The 21,101-nt window shown below is 51.3% G+C and carries 14 protein-coding genes; 6 read left to right on the top strand and 8 right to left on the bottom strand.

Annotated elements, in window-relative coordinates:
- Positions 1-248: 248 nt before the first annotated feature.
- The 6 genes from QW71_RS30390 to QW71_RS30365 form a co-directional block, all read right to left on the bottom strand.
- Positions 249-1,535 carry a DUF4432 family protein gene (locus QW71_RS30390; protein WP_083442796.1) on the bottom strand — a complete coding sequence of 429 codons (1,287 nt, stop codon included), beginning with the start codon at positions 1,533-1,535 and terminating at the stop codon, positions 249-251.
- Positions 1,536-2,234: a beta-phosphoglucomutase gene (gene pgmB / locus QW71_RS30385; RefSeq protein WP_039308355.1), complete on the bottom strand. Its 699-nt coding sequence runs from the start codon at positions 2,232-2,234 to the stop codon at positions 1,536-1,538. It abuts the gene before it with no gap.
- Complete coding sequence (locus tag QW71_RS30380; RefSeq protein WP_200905994.1) at positions 2,212-4,473, bottom strand: glycoside hydrolase family 65 protein; 2,262 nt, start codon at positions 4,471-4,473, stop codon at positions 2,212-2,214. Before QW71_RS30380 ends, pgmB begins: the two co-directional genes overlap by 23 nt.
- A 52-nt stretch (positions 4,474-4,525) precedes the next feature.
- A complete protein-coding gene (locus QW71_RS30375; RefSeq protein ID WP_039308352.1) occupies positions 4,526-5,350 on the bottom strand; it encodes a carbohydrate ABC transporter permease in 825 nt (274 codons plus the stop codon).
- Between the two features lie 20 nt (positions 5,351-5,370).
- Positions 5,371-6,246: a carbohydrate ABC transporter permease gene (locus tag QW71_RS30370; RefSeq protein WP_039308350.1), complete on the bottom strand. Its 876-nt coding sequence runs from the start codon at positions 6,244-6,246 to the stop codon at positions 5,371-5,373.
- A 288-nt stretch (positions 6,247-6,534) separates the two neighbouring features.
- On the bottom strand, positions 6,535-7,884 hold the full coding sequence (locus tag QW71_RS30365; RefSeq protein WP_200905993.1) for an ABC transporter substrate-binding protein: 1,350 nt from the start codon (positions 7,882-7,884) through the stop codon (positions 6,535-6,537).
- A 315-nt stretch (positions 7,885-8,199) separates the two neighbouring features.
- Here QW71_RS30365 and QW71_RS30360 point away from each other — a divergent pair, with 315 nt between their 5' ends.
- Together QW71_RS30360 and QW71_RS30355 are read left to right on the top strand one after the other, a co-directional pair.
- The gene (locus QW71_RS30360) at positions 8,200-10,032 is read left to right on the top strand and encodes a sensor histidine kinase (protein WP_083442795.1); all 1,833 of its coding nucleotides are present in this window, start codon (positions 8,200-8,202) and stop codon (positions 10,030-10,032) included.
- Complete coding sequence (locus QW71_RS30355; protein WP_039308348.1) at positions 10,025-11,647, top strand: response regulator; 1,623 nt, start codon at positions 10,025-10,027, stop codon at positions 11,645-11,647. The genes QW71_RS30360 and QW71_RS30355 overlap by 8 nt, the downstream gene beginning before the upstream one ends.
- A 25-nt stretch (positions 11,648-11,672) precedes the next feature.
- Here the strand turns inward: QW71_RS30355 and QW71_RS30350 are convergent, their stop codons facing one another.
- Complete coding sequence (locus QW71_RS30350; RefSeq protein ID WP_268794641.1) at positions 11,673-12,494, bottom strand: GNAT family N-acetyltransferase; 822 nt, start codon at positions 12,492-12,494, stop codon at positions 11,673-11,675.
- Between the two features lie 349 nt (positions 12,495-12,843).
- Between QW71_RS30350 and QW71_RS30345 the strand changes: the two genes are divergently transcribed.
- From QW71_RS30345 to QW71_RS30335, 3 genes are read left to right on the top strand one after another with little or no spacing between them, the layout of a single operon-like run.
- Positions 12,844-13,578, top strand: a complete 735-nt coding sequence (locus QW71_RS30345; RefSeq protein ID WP_373604797.1) for an amino acid ABC transporter substrate-binding protein — start codon at positions 12,844-12,846, stop codon at positions 13,576-13,578.
- 29 nt (positions 13,579-13,607) lie between these two features.
- Complete coding sequence (locus QW71_RS30340) at positions 13,608-14,267, top strand: amino acid ABC transporter permease (RefSeq protein WP_039308341.1); 660 nt, start codon at positions 13,608-13,610, stop codon at positions 14,265-14,267.
- 15 nt (positions 14,268-14,282) lie between these two features.
- On the top strand, positions 14,283-15,026 hold the full coding sequence (locus QW71_RS30335; protein ID WP_039308338.1) for an amino acid ABC transporter ATP-binding protein: 744 nt from the start codon (positions 14,283-14,285) through the stop codon (positions 15,024-15,026).
- 1,115 nt (positions 15,027-16,141) lie between these two features.
- On the opposite strand, the gene QW71_RS30330 is transcribed toward QW71_RS30335, so the two are convergent.
- Positions 16,142-19,768 (bottom strand): glycosyl hydrolase 115 family protein, encoded by a 3,627-nt coding sequence (locus tag QW71_RS30330; protein WP_235441597.1) that lies wholly within the window; start codon positions 19,766-19,768, stop codon positions 16,142-16,144.
- 344 nt (positions 19,769-20,112) lie between these two features.
- On the opposite strand from QW71_RS30330, the gene QW71_RS30325 reads away from it, so the two are divergent.
- A complete protein-coding gene (locus tag QW71_RS30325; RefSeq protein ID WP_039308334.1) occupies positions 20,113-20,928 on the top strand; it encodes a helix-turn-helix domain-containing protein in 816 nt (271 codons plus the stop codon).
- Positions 20,929-21,101: the final 173 nt, after the last annotated feature.

Below are 21,101 nucleotides of genomic sequence, written 5' to 3'. Positions count from 1 at the left end.
AGCACATTGTGTTCAGTTTTTCGCATACATTTGGCCCGGTTACCTTCGCTAGAGCATATTGTATTCGGTTTTTCACATACATTTGGCCTGCCATATCTCGCAGCAGCTGTCTAAGCAAGTAACCTTTGAGCAGAAGCCGAACCTGGCAGAAACCAAAAAAATAACCAGCCGCCCGAAATCTACCGGCTGCTGGTTATTTCTAGTTTCATTTGAAAGTGAACGGTGTCTGCGCTCCCGGCATACACCCATCACTTGGCTGCGCTACGGATCATGTGCGTAAGGGTTGTGATTTCCTGGGGATCACGTGTTGCTCCTAGGATGATCCAGCCGGTGCTCTGGCCGCGGGGGCCGATATAGACTACTTCACCGTCTATGGTTTTTTGCTCCAGCGAATTGGGTCTGGTCTTGCAAGGCTCCAGCGCATACATCCGGTCACTGACCGCCCGCTTGGCGATTAGTGACCGGGGATAACATTGCAGGGAACGAATGACATAGGCTGCCGTATCCTGCCCGGCGTTCACCAGCATCTCGGCTGTCAGCTGCTCCCCGCCCCCGTCTGCGCAATAGTCGCGGACCTGCGCCAGATCCGCCAGCCCCTCTACCGGCTCAGGAACGTATTGATAACAGCGGATCGGGTTCAGCCTGGTTTCGGAATCGTAGATGGTTAACGGGTCCACCTCAGGCGGGGCAGAGTCGCGGAGCAGCATTTTTGCGGTGGAGACCGGCAGGACATAACTCCCCCCACCCGACATATAAGCTCCTGCAAGCTGGATATGGTACCCGTCATCCACTGGCTGGGCAACATCCGTTAAATTCAGCACCGTATCCTCCCGGAATAGCGTGGCTGCCCCGTAACGGGTTACGATCCGGACTGTTTTGGCATACACAGGCAAGGGCCCGTATCCTCTCACCGGAACATTACTCTCCAGACAGATCTGCTGCTCATCCCAGGTCAGCCGCAACGATTCCGGCAGCGCCGGGGAATAGGACCCCGTCCCGTGGACGGTTCTCAGCTCATCCGGAGTGCCGAAGATTTCTGGCCCTATGGCAGCCACCGCTGCATAGAAGCCTGAATCCCAGCCCGAATGCTCATTGTCGGATAGATCTACATGATCCGGATGGAGCAGGTACCGCTCTTCACGCTCCCAGCTGATTTTCTCCGCATCCAGCCAGATTTCCCCAATGTCCATCCCCCGTTCCAGAATCACGGTAAAGACCAGCCGGCCATTGGAAATAGTCAACATATGCATTTGCGAGCTGAAGCGGTCGGCAATCAGCGTCAAGGTGACAAAGCCTCCTCCATGCAGCACCTGGGGAGTGCCCGGCTGCAGCTGCTCCAGCGTCAATTCGCTTATTCGCTGATTGCTATTTTGCTCATTGCTGTTCGGCTCATTGCTTATTCGCTGATAGTTTTTTTGCTCATTGCTGTTCGGCTCAATGCTTATTCGTTCATTGCTTATTCGTTCATCGCTTACTCGCCCATTGCTTATACTCTCATCGCTTTTCCGCTCATTGCTTATTCGCTCACCGTTCATTCAGCTGCCTCCCCTTCCGCTGTCACCGTTTAAGCCAATGTGGCTAAGCAGAAACACGGGTTCGAGCTGTTCGAAGCTGGCAATGGTAAGGTGGGCGCGGGCAAGCAGTGCCCCGTCTCCGATGCCAACCACGCGCATGCCCGCCCGGATCGCCCCTTCTACACCGGCGGCCGCATCTTCAAAGACAAAACAAGCGGCCGGGGCTACACCAAGCAGCCTCGCTGCTTGCAGGAACACCTCCGGATCCGGCTTCGCCCTGCCGATGGTGTTCCCGTCCGCCACTGCGTCAAACAACGGCCTGATGTTCACCTTCTCCAGAATCAGCGGAGCATTTTTGCTCGCCGAGGCAATCGCTGTCCTGACTCCGCGTGAGCGCAACAGCCCAAGAAAGCTGCTTACACCGGGTAATACATCGCCCGGAGTAAGCGTATCGAGCAGCTCTTTGTACCACTCATTTTTGCGGGAGGCCAGCTCCTCCTTACGTTCCGCCGTCAGATCTGTGATTCCGCCGGACCGCAGCAGAAGTTCAAGCGATTCCATACGGCTGACGCCCTTCAGCTGCTCATTGGTGCTCTCGCTGAAATCGAAGCCGAGCTCACCGGCAAGTCGCTTCCAGGCCTGATAGTGAAATTTCGCGGTATCGACAATGACACCGTCCAGATCAAAGATAGCTGCCTCAAAGGGTTGTGCCCGCAACATAGCTCCTCCCTTCCAGCTTGTGCACTTCATGCGCATCCGGATGAATCGTGATCCGGTAGCGCTCCCCCTGCCAGGCAAGCTGGAAGCTCAGCTCCGTCCAGCCCTTAGGCAGCCGCGGCGCAAGCTTAATGTCCTTGCTCCACATCGCACTCTTCAGACCGGCTAACCCGTATACGATCAGCTGCCACAAGCCGCCGCAATTGGCGATATGAATCCCCTCGGCAGCACCCTTCTTCTCCAGCGAAAGGTCGATAGCCATCACCCGCTGCAGGAAATTTGCCGCCGCTTCCGGCTGATTCAGCCAGGAGGCCACAATGCCGTGAACCGCCACGGACAAGGAGGAATCATGGGTTGTGATCGGCTCATAATAATCATAGGACGCCTTAAGCTGCTCCTTGGAGAATTCCTGCGGGAACAGCAGCATGAGTTCCAGCACATCCGCCTGCTTAAGCGCCTTGGAGCGGTAATTGCGCTCCTGGGAGATGAAATGGCCGAAGGGTCTGGATCTGTCGGTCCAGATGCTATTGAAATCTAAATCCGCATAAGAAGCAAAATCGTCAGACTGCGGAACAATATCCGTTCCGCTGTCATAGGGCAGCCGCAGCTTCTCCGCCGTGTACCGGAACAGCTCCTGTTCCTCCGGGCGAATACCCAGCCGCTCAACAGCGGCCGCATGGCTGTCCGGTTTGCTGCCTTGCAGGCTGTCCAGGCAGGCAATCGTCTGCTCCAGACTGAATTTGACCATGCGGTTGGTGAAGGCATTGTTACGGGTAAAGGGCAGATATTCGTCCGGTCCCATCACGCCGAGCAGCTCGCCCACTCCCTCCCGGTTCCAGTCTACCCGGTCACACCAATACCGGGCCGTCTCCACCAGAATATCAATGCCGTAGTGCTCCAGGAAATCTTGATCGCCTGTAGCCCGCACATAATGGTAGAGTGCATACACTATATCCGCTGTTATATGAATTTCATGATCGGCGTACTGCCAGTTGGCGCATTGCTCTTCCCCGCTTAATGAGGACTCCCAGGCATACCTTGCTCCCCGGTAGCCATAATTCTGCGCATTGCGTCTGGCTCCGTCCAGCGTATTGTAGCGGAACAGAAGCAGATTGCGGGCGGCCTGCGGGTTGGTGTGCAGGTAGAAGGGCAGCAGGTTGATCTCCGTGTCCCAGAAATACCTGCCGAAATAGGCCTCACCGGCATACCCCTTGGCACAAATCGCCACCCGGGCATCCTCCGGTGCGTTGGCACGAAGCAGATGATAGATTGAAGCCCGGACATTTAATTGCGCCAGATCATCTCCCTTGATGATGATATCGGCCTCCTGCCACTTGCTCTTCCAGCAAGCTGCATGCCGTTCATACAGCTGGTCCCAGCCTATCTCACGTGCCTGGCTGAGCTGCGCAAGCACTCTGCTGTCGGCTCCGCCTTCCTCTATATCCCGGTCCGTGGTCACCGCCGTCAGCTTGCTGACAGTCAGCCGGTCCCCGGTCTGCACAGCGAATTCACCCCGGTGAGCAGCCGTCACCAAGCTATTCTCCTCCTGCCATGTCACCGCTTCAGTGGCGTCCAGCACAGAGTGCATGAAGATCTGGTTACCCTGCTCCGTCAGCGTTTCAAGTGACAGGCCGCCCGCTGTTCCCTCCGCCCCCGGAACTATCCGAGCAAAATGATTCATCCCATTGGTCCGCACATCACCGCGGAGGGTGGCTCTCACCTCAAGCCTGCCTTCCCCTGCCAGCACCTCAACCTGTATGCGCTGGATGCATAGATGCTTATCCGCTATACTGATGTAGCGCTCGAAGGTACACTTAAGCAGCATGCCTCCTGGAGTCTCCCATATCAATGAACGGTGAAGACATCCATCCCTCAGATCCAGCCAGCGGCTGTAGCCGCTGATCCGGGAGCGGTCCATATCCAGGCTCTCGCCCGCAGACCGCAATTCAAGCCCCAGCATATAAGGAAGATTAACAATCTCCTCCTTCAGCAGCGGATGCTGTGCGACAATACCCGGGATGAACGTTCCCTGCTTGGACTTCGGATGCCGCGGCTTCTCCAGCGTGACGTTATCCGGAAAGCGCAGATACTCCTCATCCTGAGGGGCATCGCTGCATCCCTCTTCAAAGCTTCCACGGGCATGCATGTAGCCGTTCCCCTGAGTAAACAGCCCCTCATAATGCTTATGCAGTCCGGCATCATACCCGTTTTCTTTCAGGCACCACAGGTGTTCCTCATTCATCTGCAACCCCTCAATTCTCCGGTATCTTTCCATGGCGTTCTCGTCCGCTCCGTCATCCCTTGACCGCTCCCGCAGCAAGTCCGGATACTACCTGCTCCTGCAGCAGGATATAGACTACAATACTCGGGATGATGACGACCATCGTAGCGGCAAACATGACGCCGTAATCACTGGCAAACTGGCTTTTGAAATAATAGAGCGCCAGCGGCAGGGTCCGGCTCTGATTGCCTGTCGTCAGAATGATCGCGAATTGAAATTCATTCCAGCAGAGCAGGAACTGCATGACTCCCGCCGTGCCGAAGCCCGGCTTCGAGATCGGCAGTATAATCCGGAAGAAGGTCTGGATGAAGCTGGCACCATCCAGGTAAGCCGATTCCTCCATCTCCTTGGGAATCGTCAGGAAGTAGCTGGATAGAATGTAGAGCGAGACCGGCAATCCAAAGCCGGTATACACAATAATAAGTCCGATCAGCTTGTCATACAGCCCGAGCGCGTTAACCGTCAAGTACAGCGGCTGCAGCATCGCAGCGCCGGGAATCAGCAGCGAGAGGGAGAAGGCTCCCATCAGCAGCTTTTTGCCGCGGAATTGAAAGCGCGCCAGGACATAGGCTGCCATTCCGAGCAGAAGCAGATTGAGCAGTGTTCCAAAAATCCCTACAATTACACTGTTGATGTAGAACCGGGATATCGGCGCGATCTGGAAGGCCTTCGTATAATTGGAGAAGCGGAAGCTGCTTGGCCAGCCGAGGGAATTGCTCAGAATCTCGGCATTCGTCTTAAACGAAGCCAGCAGCACCCACAGGAACGGACCCAGCGACAACAGGACAATCAGGATTACAAATCCATACTTAAGTACACCCAAACTTTTTTTCAACATTCTCACCCCATCCGCTCCATTCAGTTTTGGGAGCTGCCTATTCTGAACAGATTTCGGCATAGCAGGACAAAGATCAAGCCAAAGCCGATTAGGAAAACGCCCACTGAATTGGAATAACCGAAGTTATTGTCCATGAGAGCGGTTTTGTAAATGTAAATGGGCAGATTCATCGTTTGATTACCGGGTCCGCCGCCTGTCGTCATTAGAATAATATCCATCTTCTGCAGCATGCTTGTTCCCGACAGAATCACGCAGGTCCCGATAATATTGCGCAGCATAGGAATGATGATGTACAGGTTGATCTTGAAATTGCTGGCCCCGTCGATACGTGCCGATTCGAACAGACTTTCCGGAATGGCCGCAATCTCGGCCAGAATAAGAATGGTGACGACCGCCGCATATGGCAGCCAAGTCATCGTGACGGATAGAAAAGCCGTGGCATAATCCATGAACCAGTTCTGGGAGTAATCCGCATTGCCGAATAAACGGACGATACTGTTCACCGCACCGAATTCAGGATTGAGCATACACAGGAACAGCATACCTACTGCTGCCCCTGAGATAATATTCGGAAACATGTACACCGTGCGGGCAAACTTCCAGTAGAATTCCTTCATACTGAGAATAACCGCGAACAGGGTACCGATGGCAACGTGGATCGTAGATTGCAGCACGACCCAGATCCCCGTATTCAGTGCGCTTTGGCGAAAATCGGCATCGTCCGTAAACAGCTTGATATAGTTAGCGAGACCGATAAACACCGGGCTGCGTCCGGCCGACCATTCCGTAAAGGATGTGCCGAACAGAATGACAAGTGAGACGGCATAGACAATAATAAACAATGCTACAGTCGGCAACAGGAAAAGCGTGATATACCCTCTATTTTTCCTAACCATCCATATGGTCCTCCCCAATCCTCGTCATGCAATATAAGCTAAATTTAAGATGGTAACTTAAAGTTCAATCGTCACTGCGGTGCATATTTGGACTTCCGGCCGCTGTTGTCCCCAGATTTCTTGATTTAAACCGCTGTTCGCGGGTGAAATCCGGTGACTGCTTATGCTTCCGGAGTGAGCTTTCCTTCGGAAAGCTTTCAGGCGATCGCTATCGCTCCTACAGTTCCAAAATCCCCCTCCGATCCTCTCACTTTTTGTTATTTTCTTTTATTCAGCCTACATTGCTCTTTATTTATTCTTAGCGGCAATTTCCGTCAGTTCCTTGGCAATCTCTTCAGCCGTTGCCCGGCCCGCCGCCAGCTTCGGATACAGGTTCTTCCAGGCATCTGTTACGTTCGGATAGACGATGGAGTCCAGTGTCCGGTAATGAAGCTGTGTCTTTTGAGCGACTGTGATCGATTCGACCATGATCGGATATTTCTCTTTAAGTGCATCTGATGGCTGAACTTCACTCGATACCGGCATGACATTGCCGTATTCAAGAGCGAGGGTCTGTCCTTCAAGCCCTGTTTTGAACTTGATGAATTTCTCAGCAGCATCGCGGGTTTCCGGCGTTTTGGCTCCGATCATATAGCCAACCTCATAAGTGGAAATCAGGCTGTTATTCGGATACGCGGCCACACCCACCTTTGCATCGAAACCTTCACTGGATTTGGTCGGATCGCTGAAGTCTCCAATCATCCAGGGACCATTGGCAATCATCGCAGCCTTGCCCTGGCTGAACGCGTTCGCTGCATTGGCATATCCCGCCCCAAGCGCATCCTTCGTCGTATACTTCTCCAGCAGCTCCTTCATCATATTAAGCGCCTGAATCATTTCGGGCGTATTGAAGTCGGTAGGGTGCAGTGTGTTCATGAACGTCTTGCCGTTCTCCCCGTTCGTACCGATCATCGCAGCAAGAATCAGATTGGATGTCCAGGCATTCTCCCCGGTCATCAGTGCGAGGGGAACGAAGCCTGCAGCCTTCAGCTTCTCGTTGTTGCTCATGAATTCATCCCAAGTCTCCGCCGGCTTAATGCCTGCTTTCTCAAACATTTCTTTATTGTAGAAGTAGCCGATATTCTGCTTCTGATCGCTGATCGACCAGATCTTCCCGTCCCGGGTATTGGAAGCGAGTGCATCTTCTCCGATGGCTGCTTTCCATTCCGCGTCCTTGTCTAAATAATCATTGAAAGGGGTTGCAAGATTCCCTTTGATCAAGACATCATTAATTCCGTCCTTGCCCATTACGACATCCGGCACATCCCCGGAGGCTGCCAGAATCTTAATCTTATCCACGTATGCCGCATCACTTGGAATCTCTTCAACCACAACCTCTACTTCATTGCCATATTTGGCATTGAACTGCTTGATCTGCTCTTCCTCCATCTTGGCTGACGCATGTGTGCCGACCCGGAAGGTAAGGTAAGAAATTTTGACCGGCGCTTTAGCCGCAGGCGCTGCTGCATTTCCTGAGCCTGCCGTTGCGGCCGCTCCATTATTCTCTGCTGAATTCCCTGATCCGCATGCCGTAATGGACATGGTCAGCATCAGCATGCCTGCTAAGGTACAGCCCGCTTTGTACAAAGACTTTTGCACAATAAATCCCCCTTTAGAATGATGGCTTAAGCCAGGGCATCACCCTGCAGCCAATTACAGTTGTTTACAGCTCTCATTGTAGAACATAGAAAAAAAGTTATGAATTCGTTTTTCTGCATGATCTTTTATAATATCTTGAGCAAATGTGATTTGGCAGCGGGGCGGGTGTAAGGGTTTTCAGATTTCTTTAACTCTGTATCGTTTTCTTTACCATCTGGCCGGAAACGGCCCGATTTCACCCGGCTCTGCTATTCGCTGCCAAGAAATGAATATATAATGGCTGTACTACAGACTCATCAGCAAGGAGCAACCAACATGTCCAATCAGCATATCCTGAAGCGGATCAGCCTTCGTCCCCTACTCGGACGTTTCTCCCTAATTCCGGTACGAAATAAAATGGTCATAATTATCTTCCTGCTAATTCTGCTTCCGATGACGTTCGCCGGCTGCTACTTCTATTGGAGCATCTCACAGATTCTAACGAGGAATGCCAATGATAATCTGTCCCTGCTGATCCGCCAGACCAACGACAATATCGAGAAGTCCTTTCAAATTATCGATAATACCTCCCTGCATTTCCTCTCTACTAAAATGTTAAGAAACTGGTTAATCGATGATATGTCGCTAAGCGATGACTTTTACAAGAAATTCGTCAATAAAAGTGAAATGGAAGAGGATTTGAAGTACAGCCTTATGTTCAACAATGCTTGGAATATCAGCCTGCTGTCAACGGCCTATGTATTTTTTGATAACGACAACTATGTATCCGTCCTGAAGTCCCCGCCAAACATTGAGCAGATTAACCGGAACAATCTCGCAGTCTATCAGTCGGTTAACGGCAGAATGGTTCGCGGCAAAGAAATCCTGACGCCAAGTCCCGGCGATCCCACGCTCTATTTCACCCGGGTGATGTCCAATATTAATCTTCCCGAGCAGCGCCTGGTGCTGATCTTCGGCACGAATGAAGCTGATTTAGCGGAGGAGTATTCCGGGCTGCTCGAATTCCCGGGTGCTATAGCCTACATTATTGATAACCAGGGAGTCATCTATTCTAGTAGGGGTAAGCAGGAATTAGGTTCAACCGTTCCTCCCGATGTGCTCGCGCTGAGGGATCATACGGAAGTAAGTGAGGTCAAGCTTAATCAGGAGACTTATCTGGCGGCTTCCCGCAGCATCGGTACGACCGGGCTCACCTTCATTGCCGGTATTCCGAGGAAGCAGGTACTCGCCAAATTATCCGGAAGCATGCACAATTACATTTGGATGATCGCGCTGATCGCGTTCGTCTCGCTTGCAGCAGGTGTGTTGCTATCGCTTCGCTTCACCCGGATTATCCGCGATCTGCTGCGGAGTATCCGTAAGGTCAAGAAAGGGGATTACAACACCAGAATGCCCGCTTTCAAGGATGCAGAGCTCAACCAGCTCAGTTCCACCTTCAACAACATGACTGACGAGATCAACTATCTGATCAAGGAAGTCTATGAGAAGCATCTGCTGGTCAAAGAGTCAGAGTTCAAATTTCTGCAGGCTCAGATGAATCCGCATTTTCTGTTCAATACGCTGATTACCATCGGCTACAAGGCAAAGCTGTCCAAAGATGAGACCGTTTACAAAATGGTAACATCCCTCACAGAGCTGCTGCAGGCAAGCATCTATTCCAACAGCCTGGCCAAAATTCCGATCCGGCAGGAGCTCGATTTCATCAGATTCTATCTGTATCTGCAGAAGGAAAGGTTCGAGGACAAAATGGAGTACACGATCCAGATCGAGGATGAGGCCATACTGGATCTGCTGCTGCCCAAGCTGAGTGTCGAACCGCTGGTCGAGAATGCTGTCGTGCACGGGGTGGAGCGGAAGCTCGGCAAAGGAAACATCTGCATCCGCATTTACCGCGAGAACGATTCGGTCTATTTTGAGATCACCGATAACGGCAGCGGGTTTGAGCATGTGCCCAAGAATTGGAGTCATTTCGAGAGCGACACGATGCGCAAGCAGGGCCACAACAATATCGGCCTGATCAACACGCATAAACGGGTTAAGCTGCTCTACGGCGAGCCTTATGGAATTGAGGTCGAGAGCGAGCCTGGGGCAGGTGCGAGAGTCACTCTACATATACCGGCAGATCAGGGGGAACTAACACATGTATAAGGTTATGATTGTAGACGATGAGCCTGTGATCAAAAAAGGGCTGCAGTGCTTCATCGATTGGAGTATTCTTGAGTGCGAGGTTGTTTGTGAGGCGTCTAACGGGCTGGAGGCGGTCGAGCTGCTGGGCTATTACGATGTCGATATCGTTGTCACGGATATCCGCATGCCGGGAATGGATGGGCTTGCGCTCTCAGACTATGTGCACCAGCACTTTCCGCAGACGAAGGTTATCATTCTTACGGCCTTCGCGGACTTCTCCTATGCCCAAACGGCCATTCAATATGAAGTCGTCGATTTTGTAGTCAAGACCAATCCCACAGAGCAGATTCCCCGGGCGATTGAGAAAGCCACACTGCTGCTGGAAAAAGAACGGGAGCAGAAGCAGAAGGTCCGGCAGCTGGAGAGCAAAATCAACGATAATCTGTCCGAAATCAGCGAAAAATTCCTCCGGGAAGCCGTCTATGGCCTGATTAGCGATGAAGCCGGTTTGTTCAGCCGCTCAAGCGAGCTAGGGCTGCAGCTGGAGGACTATTTCGCTATCTATATGGAGGTAAAAGATATACCCGGACCCCATGGCTCTGCCGGGAGCCCGGCGAATGACCATTACCGCTTCCTGGCCTCCATCCGCCAATTCCTTGCCCTGGCCTTCGGGGAGCATCCCTCTTATATTATGGCCATGGAGAAAAACACCCTGCTGGCGCTTGTCTCTATGACCGGCGGCAATACCGCGGTCTCCACCCAGGCCCTGCTCACGATCAGCAATGAAATCCTCGCCATGGCGGAGAACTTCAGGCAATATCATGTCAATATCGGCATCAGCCTGCTGCACCGGGATATATCGACGCTGTCAACGGCCTATCTTGAAGCGAGAGAGGCGCTGCAGGGCAGCTTTTATAATGATAATTATGTGGCTGTATATATCCCTCATGCGAACCAGACCCTCACCCCTGCAGCTCCTCCCCATCATGCCGCCGAGCAGATTGCCGGACATCTGCAGCAGGGAGACAGCGAGTCGGCCATCCGGCAGCTGGACCAGCTGCTGGAGAACTACAGAAGCATTAAAGAGCCGATTGAGAATGTGAAGGTAGCCTGTCTGCTGATCAGCTCCTATTGCTTCCGCTTGCTGAGCACAAGCCAGCCCTTCGCACCGGAGATGGAGGAGAGCCAATCCGCCGTGTATAAACAGATTCAGGAGAGCAAAAGCATCCAATTGCTGGCAGATATTCTGGAGCGCCTGATTCTAAGCTGCTCAAGGGCCGTGGCGCGGAGTGACAGACAGCCTAATTACATCGTAATTGAATGCCAGAAATATATAAGAGAGCACTACAATCAGAACCTGAGCCTGCAGATTATTGCCGACCATATCCATATCAACAGCAGCTACCTCAGCCGCCTGTACAAAAAAGTCACCGGTGAGTCCATCATCGATGTGATCAACAAGTACCGGATTGAAATGGCTAAGAAACTGCTCCGGAACCCGGCGAGTAAAGTATTCGAAGTCGCTGAAGCCGTCGGCATTGAGACACCCGCCTATTTCACTCATGTGTTCTCCAAATACACAGGGATGAGCCCCAAGGAATATAAGCTGAATTATTCACAGACCGAACTGGGATAACCGGAAGAAGTACACCAGATGTTAATCATATTGTCCACTCCGGAGCCTTGAAGGCCGAACATAATCCTTCGCTCCGGTAGTACGCAATGGCTCCGTTCAATTCTTCCAGATCGCATTCGATCTCTGCCTTAGTCATTTCCCGCATGATTTCTTGTGCCTTCTCCACGGCATTTGCCTTGACGTAACAGTGCAGGCACTCCAGGTACAGCCGGGGCTCTTTCTGTGAAGCCTGCTGCAGATAAGCCCCCCACTCATACCAGCCGTCATCATTAAGATCCGCAAAATTCTCAATTGGAGCATAGGAAGTGAAAGAGGGATAGGTATCCGCCAGCTTGAAGCCTACCCGTTCCGCTACGGCCCGGGAGCCGCGGTTGGTGGATACACACAGCCACTCTATACTGCCATATCCTTTGTCCCAGCATTGCTGAACAACTGCCGAAACGACCTGCTTGGCCAGGCCCATTTTGCGGTAGCTGCGGGCTGTTTGAATGCCAATAGCCACTTGGTCTGCGTTATAGCAGTCGCTTAACGACCAGCTGACAATCTTGTCCTGATGACGGATATAGCAGCCGCAGCCGGCAATAGCGAAATGTTCATCGCTCCCCCACTCCGCAGCCCACTTGTAAATTTTATCAGCATTCTTATAGCTCTTCTTCCGCAGCTCCGGCAAATCTATCTTCTCCAGCACATACGCCTCAGGCAGCGATAGCTCTATTGGCGTGAACGTCTCACGGGTTACAATGTACCGGTGTCTTGTATACTCCCGTATGTATTTGTTGGGATGAACCTCGGGTATCTTCAATCTCCACTCTTCATTATCCGGTGTGACCTGATCCCAGAACCCCAGTGATTCTGTGAGCGCCTGGTTAAAAGCATCGTTGCCCGTTATTCAATTCTATCACCTTAGACATTCCTCCTTATTCAGGCCGCCTGTGTACCTGTTACAGGAATCGTATCAGATTACGAATTGAGATAAAATGGAAAAAATAAATAAAATAAGAGTGTCTGCGGAGCGGCATGCTTTGATTATTTTCGACACAATTCTGTTCCCCTACTCTATCGACATTAACTCACATGATATGTTATTATGATAAACTGATAACGTATTAACGAACTAAAGCGCAGGCTGCTGCGTGTAATCTACTAGGGGGAATAGAGAGATGAAGAGACAAGGGATATTGGGTTTATTGGTAATTATGGCGATTGCTATAATAGCAGGCTGCTCCAGTTCTGGAGGCAATGACGGTAAGCTGGTGATCGGTATAGATGATAAGTTTGCCCCGATGGGCTTCCGGGATGATAACAATGAAATTGTCGGGTTCGATATTGACTATGCGAAAGCGGCTGCTGAGAAAATGGGCAAAGAGGTTACCTTCCTGCCGATTGACTGGTCTGCCAAGGAATCGGAGCTGAATAGCGGACGCATTGATATGATCTGGAACGGCTACACCATCACGGACGAGCGCAAGGAAAAAGTGTTATTCACCAAGCCTTATCTGGAGAACAGCCAGGTTGTAGTCGTGCTTGCGGATTCAGCGCTGTCTACGCTTAAGGATCTGGCCGGCAAAGAGGTCGGACTGCAAAGCCTCTCATCTGCTGCCGATGCCCTGGATGCTAATCCGATTAAGGCAGAGCTTAAAGGTGTATCCGAATTCACCGATAATGTGCTTGCCCTGACAGACCTGAAGTCGGGACGTCTGGATGGAGTGGTCATTGATGAAGTGGTGGCTAGATACTACATAGCCAAGGAGCCGGAGACTTACAAGCTGATGGATGAATCGCTGGCCCCAGAGCAATATGGTATAGGGATTAAGAAGGGCAATGAAGACCTGCTGACGGAGCTGCAGAAGGCGTTGGACGCGCTGAGCAGTGACGGAACGGCGGCCGAGATTTCCACGAAATGGTTCGGAGAGAACAAAGTACTTAACTAGATGGTTTCCTTTAGGAGTCGGGTGAAGACATGAATATTGACTATATTATTAAAATTTCCGGACCGATGCTGGAGGGGGCACGGACAACGGTATTGCTGTTCCTGATCGTGATCGTATTGTCCATTCCGCTCGGGATGGTGGTCACACTAATGGCCAAAAGTACGATCAAGCCGCTGGCCTGGATCGCACATACTTATATTTATGTGATGCGCGGCACTCCGCTGCTCTTGCAGCTATTGTTCTTCTGCTTCGGCCTGCCGCAGATCCCCGTGATTGGGCAATATCTGGTCATGGACCGTTTCGTCGCGGCCAGCCTTGGATTTATTCTGAATTATGGCGCTTATTTCGCTGAGATTTTCCGCGGGGGAATGCTCTCCATCGATAAAGGCCAGCATGAGGCAGCCAAGGTACTCGGGCTTAGCAAATGGCAGACCCTGCGCAAGGTAATTCTCGCCCAGATGTTCCGGGTGGCGCTGCCTGCGGTAGCCAATGAGTCCATAACCCTGGTCAAGGACACTGCCTTGCTGTATGCTGTAGCCGTACCTGAGCTGCTCAATTTCGCCAAAACGGCGGTAAACCGTGATTTCACGGTCACCCCTTTTGTCGTAGCGGGCGTAATTTATTTGCTGATGACACTGGTGCTTACGCTATTCTTCAAGACACTGGAGAAACGTTTCAAATTTGAGTAGAAGGGCTGTTTGGCTATGAGTAGTATGATTGAAGTATCGCAATTGCAGAAATCCTTCGGCAGCCTAGATGTGCTGAAACAGATTACCTTTGACGTTAACCCCGGGGAAGTCGTTGCGGTGATTGGACCTTCCGGCTCCGGCAAAAGCACCATGCTGCGCAGTCTTGTGCATCTGGAGGAGGTTACCGGCGGAAGCATCCTGATCTGCGGCCGGGCGCTCGTGGAGAACGGCAAATATGCCAGTAATGCGGACATTAGGGAAATCACCTCAACCATGGGCATGGTATTCCAGCACTTTAATCTGTTTCCGCATCTCACCGTAAGGGGAAACCTGGAGCTTGCCCCAAGAACGCTGAAGCGGGAGAGTATTCAGGATATTACGGCCAAAAGCGAGGCGCTGCTCTCCAAAGTAGGTCTTGCCGATAAAGCAGACGTGTATCCCTCTATGCTGTCCGGCGGGCAGAAGCAGCGGGTGGCAATCGCCAGAGCGATGATGCTGAATCCGGACATTCTCCTGTTCGACGAGCCGACCTCGGCGCTCGATCCCGAACTCACCGGCGAGGTGCTGCGGGTCATCCGCCAGCTTGCCGAGGAGCACATGACGATGATTATCGTCACGCATGAGATGAATTTTGCCCGCGATGTGGCCGACCGCGTATTCTTCATGGATAACGGAGAAATCGCCGAATCCGGCACACCGGAGGAGATCTTCAGCAACCCGCAGCTGGAGCGGACACGGACATTTCTGAACCGGGAGTAACGGGAGTAAACAGAACGGATTCTAATAAGGGACTGTCCCATCAGCCATACAATGGCCACTTGGGACAGCCCCTTTTCTCTTATCGTTTACCTTCGCAGTGGCACATTGTATTCAGTTTTTCGCATACATTTGGGTCGTTTGCCCTCGCAGTGGCACATTGTACTCGGTTTTTCGCATACATTTGGTTCGTTTCACTCCGCAGGGGTACATTGTATTCGGTTTTTCGCATACATTTGGCTCGTTTACCCTCGCAGTGGCACATTGTATTCGGTTTTTCGCATACATTTGGTTCGTTTACCCTCGCAGTGGCACATTGTATTCAGTTTTTCGCATACATTTGGTTCGTTCACCCTCGCAGTAGCACATTGTATTCGGTTTTTCGCATACATTTGGTTCTTTTATCCTCGCAGTGGCACATTGTATTCGGTTTTTCACATACATTGGATCGTTTACCTCCGCATATTGCCCACTTCCAGTGGATTCAGGGGCACTTATGCCCCTCATTTCCTCAGTTTGCCCACTTCCGGTGGATTCAGGGGCACTTATACTCCTCATTTCCTCAGTTTGCCCACTTCCAGTGGATTCAGGGGTATTTTGCCCACTCAGTAAGCCAAATGTGGCGTTGGAGCAGGTTATAGAGGGCGAATGCCTTCTCTTCGGGTCCAATTACAAGCCCAATCTGCCCCTTACGGACACCACAGCCCTTATTCACTCATAGTTGGCCCTTTTGTCGTGTTTGCGGACACCACAGCCCTTATCCTCCACTTTTCATAGGCCAGCTCCACTTTTCGGGTGGAATAAAGGCGCTGGTGTCCGTATGGAACGGCAATCAGGTACTTTCCGCTGGCTTAACGTCTCTGCTGTCCGTAACGATAAGCTATTCATTTGAAAAACCGTTGTGTGACGTCTACTTTCTTGACAGCGGTCCATTATGCCCTTCATTTCTTCAGTTTGCCCACTTCCGGTGGATTCAGAGGGAGCCCTCTATATCCTTAACCAAAAAACAGCAGCCCGGGAAATCCAATTCCCGGCTGCCGCTTTTATTCCCTTGATTTCCTTGATTTCCTTGATTCCCTTGATTCCCTCGATTCCCTCGAGTTCCTCAATTCCCCGAGCTATCTTCGCTCCGAGTCCTTCCACTCCGCATCAACTGGCGGCAGCTCATCACCGGTGGTCAAGTAGATCCGGTCGATCCGCAGCTGCGACTTTCTGGCCATGACGGACAGCACTTGCTCACCAGCCGTGAGCGCAAGGTCAGAGATCGCACACCAATAGTACACATATGCGGTGTTGTACGTATGCAGCGTACCTCCGCCGAACTGCTCGGATATCGGCTGCACCTCGCCATCCAGCGCCAGGTAGCAGGAGTCCGACTTGTCATTATAATGCCGGAGCAGCACCCAGACCTGGTAAGTTCCCGGTGTACTGATATTTAGCCGGTAGTTCATAGCCGGTGCCTGCTCCGGGTGATCCCAGCGGATTCCCGGCGTGGCAACATGCATCGCCAGCCCGGTCCGTCCGTTCGTTTCCGCCTGCAGATGGCTCCAGCTCAGGCAGCTTCCGTCAGCAGCCGGCGTGAGATAAGCATTCGCTGAATTCTCCAGCGCATATTCCGCTTCAATCGCCAGAACCCCGTCCTGTTCAACGAAAACACCCGAACCAAACACCTGAAGCCAATCCTTACTCCCGTCACTTCCGCTGATGTTAGCATAACGCGCCTCACCTAGCTCAGTCTGCGGGGAATTCACAAGCTTATTAAATATCTGAGTGTTCATCGTCTGGAAGAACTCCCGGTCCGCATACAAGACGTTAGGAGGCGGAACCTCATCTATACTGGTTAAGTATAACCCGCTACACAAACGTTCCAGTTCATCCCACTGTACATCCGGCCCCTCCAGTCCATACGCGTGAACCGGTGTTTCACCACGTCTGCTGTAAACCGGACCCAGATTGCTTCCGCTGTGCACGGTGGTGTACAGCACAAGTTTTGTAAGGGTCACATAACGGTCGACCATGTAGATTTTCAGGGTATGCGGTCCTGAAGCGAGGAACGGAAGCTCTACAGTTATTTTCTCGCCATTATCGAAGACTGCTTCCTTCCACGCGCCAAGCCATTCGTCCGTTGTATCACTTTCTACAATAAACGGCTCAGCTTCATCAATGCCAACGCCGAACCGGATCTGTCCCGTGGAGTTCAAAGTGAGGAAACGGTAAATTTCCAGTTCAAACTTCCCGCTATGCTGCAGATATAGATCATATTCCAGATGAGGATTATCCTTCAGCACACCTCCGGCTGCACCGGGCTCCCAATGCCAGGCCATCACCGCATCCCCCTCATGTCTTCCGATCCCCGGCACCGTTACCCAGCCAGACTTCACAGCGTCCCCATTCACATCATCATGGAAAATATTCCGGTCGTATCCCGCAGCCGGGATGGATACATAACCGTCCGCTTCAATATAACCGGCAGCAGCTCCTTCGGTTAGCTCTAAGGCTTCCTCAACCTGAACCTTAACCGGAATCACACTGCCGTCCCTATGATCATGGACATTAATAACTCCCTGCTTACCCGCATGCTCCGCAGGATTCAATACCGACACTAGAATCCTCTTCTCGGTGTGGATCATGCCTTCATCATCCGAGAGGGTAATCCAGTCCGTACCTTCAGTGACTTCGATAGAATAAGGAATGCTGCCTGCACCCTGGTTCCCAAGCTCGATCCACTTCTGCGTCATCCCATAAACTGAGAATGAGAGTACCTCATCATCATTCCACAGATTCACCTTTACACCGCTTCCGGAAATGCTCAGGGCAGGCTTTCTAGCCGGAAACATCGCTGTCGGCGGCGGCGGAAAGCTCTCTGGTGTGAGGATGCCCTCCCATTTTCCTCCGCTTAGCTTATAATTGTAGAAATGCAGCATGGTCCGCTTGTAATCCAGCATTTTACCGGATAGCTCCGCATACTTGTCCGCTGCCTGCATATTTCCACGCTCGTAAACGAGGTTGCTGCGGTCGGCATAATAGAATTCATGGTTGGTATAATAGGATGCGTGAATCTTCATCAGGAACAATTGGAAGAATGCAGAACGCTCCTCCGGCGGCAGGCTATCCAGAATGACATTTCCCCGTCTAAAAATATCCTCAAGCTTCATCAGCCTGCGCCCGGCCTCATCCCCCAGCACCGTTTGCGTGAAAACATCTGAATTCATATGTTCAATCTTCCGCACATTGGTTACCTGGGCAAAAACTTCATATAACTCAGCCGCTTCAGCACCATGATTGCCGGAGAAATTCGTATTGATCCAGTGCTCGGTGAACTGCCGGGTGTTCCTGGTGATTCCCGTTTCTTTCCCTGTTTCCCAGCCGCAGCGCAAGAAGAATTCCATATCCTGCTCCAGCGGCTTGAGTCCGCCTATATTCTGCACCCATATATTGCGGATACCCGATTCATAGGACTTCCGGAGTTCATTGCCGGTATGCGCCAGGGGAATTGAATTAATAAACAGATAACTCATGGCCGTTCCCCCATGCGCCCAGTAGGAGGAATGATAATACAGCCCGTTCCCGCCGCTGCGCTCCCGTTCCGCCTCATTCGGATAACGGCGCATATGCCCGAAATTGTCATTCGCCCAGATCAGTGTGACATCCTCCGGCACTTCAAGACCAAGATTGTATAGATCCAGCACCTCTTTATAGGGGATAAAAGTCTGCAGCACATCGGTTCCCTTGGCTTCTCCGAGTACTTGTAGCAGAATCTTCCGCTGATCCTTAATAATTTCACCGAGCAGGCGGACCTTAGCCGTGGTCTTCTCCTCCGCGCTTAAGGAATCATCTTCATCGATTGCCTTCGTATGAAATCCGGAATCATGAATGCCGCGCATGCCCATCGTAAAGCTGACTTCGTAATCCCTGTTCTGTTCCACACTTTCCTGCCAGTACTTCAGCAGAATCTCGCGGTTTCTGCCTTCAATAGAGTAGTCATAGACGGCATCCGTATACCCTTTGCTTATAATCCACGGTGTCCATTCGTTCTGGTTGCTGCGCAGCAGCATATCACAGTGGGACGTCCCGACAACAACCCCCATCTCTTCAGCAAGAGCGCCATTCCGCAGGTCACCATTGAAGAAATTAACATGCATCGCCGGCCAGATATAATTCGCTTTCAACCGGAGCAGCAGCTCAAAAATCTTCCCGTACGCCTCAGGGCCAATCGTATTGTCAGCGGTATGCAGCTTCGCCCAATCATTCAGCTCCTCCTCATCATTCAGGAAGATCCCTCTATATTTTACAGACGGCCAATCTGCCTTGGAGTAATCCGCAGGAAGACTGAAGTTGTCTTTGACCTTAACCGGGACATCCGCCCAGTAATACCAAGGGGAAACCCCGAGCTGCTCACATAAGTCGTATATTCCGAAAATAGTTCCTCTTCTGTCTGTACCGATGATGTACAATACACCGTCCGCCAGCTCATGAATAAAAGCCTCCCAGCGGTAAGCGCCTTCAGCCTTAAGCTTGTCAAGCGATAACTGCTTCCCTGTTAGGTTCTCAGCCACCGCTCCGTTACCTACCGTCCCGATTACAATACTGCATTGACCGATCTCTTGGGAAAGGACCGCCTTACAGCCGCATACCGCCGCAATATCCCGAATCAGGTTGTTAACCGCTATATGTACCGCGCTGTTCTCTGTTTCGGACATGTAGATTTGGACTGTGGTGTTTCTCTTAAATAATTCGTACTCCACGAAATTAACCTCCTGTATATGAATCTACTTTGATTGAACTAAGAAAGAGACAATAACCTGATGAAAGTACGCAGGGGAATTTTGGAACTGGAGAGAGCGTCAGCGTCCGCCTTTGTATTTGGATTTCTACCGCGAAGAGCGGTTCGAATCAAGAAATCCAAATACAACAGCGGCCGGAAGTCCAAATATTCACCGCAGTACGATCAACATCTAAATTGGATATATCTTTAGCTCAATCATTATTGACTCGAATATACAGCAAATCACAGCAATAATCTTTTAGTATATTGTTCATTTCGTGATTTGTTGTATTATATTGCTATTGATTAAGGGAGGCGTCATTTATGAAAGCTGATTTATATCAAGCCCATCCGTTATTCTCCATGGAATACGAGAAACATGACTCCAACTACGAGATGCCGGCGTTCCACTATCACAACTCGTACGAGCTATATTTTCTCGAAGACGGTTATCATCATTTCGTGGTCAATGACGCCTTGTATGACATCACGATGCATGACGTGGCCTTATTCAAGCCCAACTCCTTTCACAAAAGCCGGGGCAATCACTCCTGCGCCAGGACCTGCCTGTATTTCACCGACCGCTTCCTGCGGCTGCACTTCACGGACCGCTCGATTCAGTCGCTGCTCAGCTGCTTCGACAAAGAAATCATCTCCACCAGCAAAGAAACCTTCCCGAGAATTAAGAAGCTGCTGCTTCTGCTCGACAAGGAGAACATTGATGATCCCTCTAACCGGATTTTCATCTATTTAGCGGATATCCTGAACATCCTGAATGAGAATGTAAGATCACCCAGAGTGGAGCATGTGCCTGCGGCCTACGCAAACTTCGCCCCGATCCTGCTATACATCAGTCAGAACTATAACCGGATCAGCAAAATCGAAGAAATCGCCGAAGAGTTTTTCATGTCCAAATATTATTTATGCCATGTTTTTAAAGAAGCGACCGGGCTTACCCTGATCCAATATCTGAACAATATCAAGATCCAGCATGCCTGCAATCTGCTTGTGAATTCCACTCTTTCCATTCTGGAGATCGGGAATGCCTGTGGCTTCAATTCATCGATGTATTTCTGTAAAATCTTCAAGCAGGCGCTATCGGTAACGCCCAGCGAGTTCAGAAAACAGGCCGCGCAGTAAGCGTTAGGAATTTCCGGCGCCGTTAGTGGGATTAATGGACCCCTGTCAAGAAAGTAGACGTCACACAACGGTTTTTCAAGTGAGTAGCTTTCGTTACGGACAGCAGAGACGTTAAGCCTGCGTAAAGCACCTGAGTGCCGGTCCTTACGGACACCAGCGCCTTTATTCCGCCC

The organism is Paenibacillus sp. IHB B 3415 (assembly GCF_000802655.2).
Lineage (GTDB): Bacteria > Bacillota > Bacilli > Paenibacillales > Paenibacillaceae > Paenibacillus_AQ > Paenibacillus_AQ phytohabitans.
This window is presented reverse-complemented; position numbering and strand designations above follow the sequence as displayed.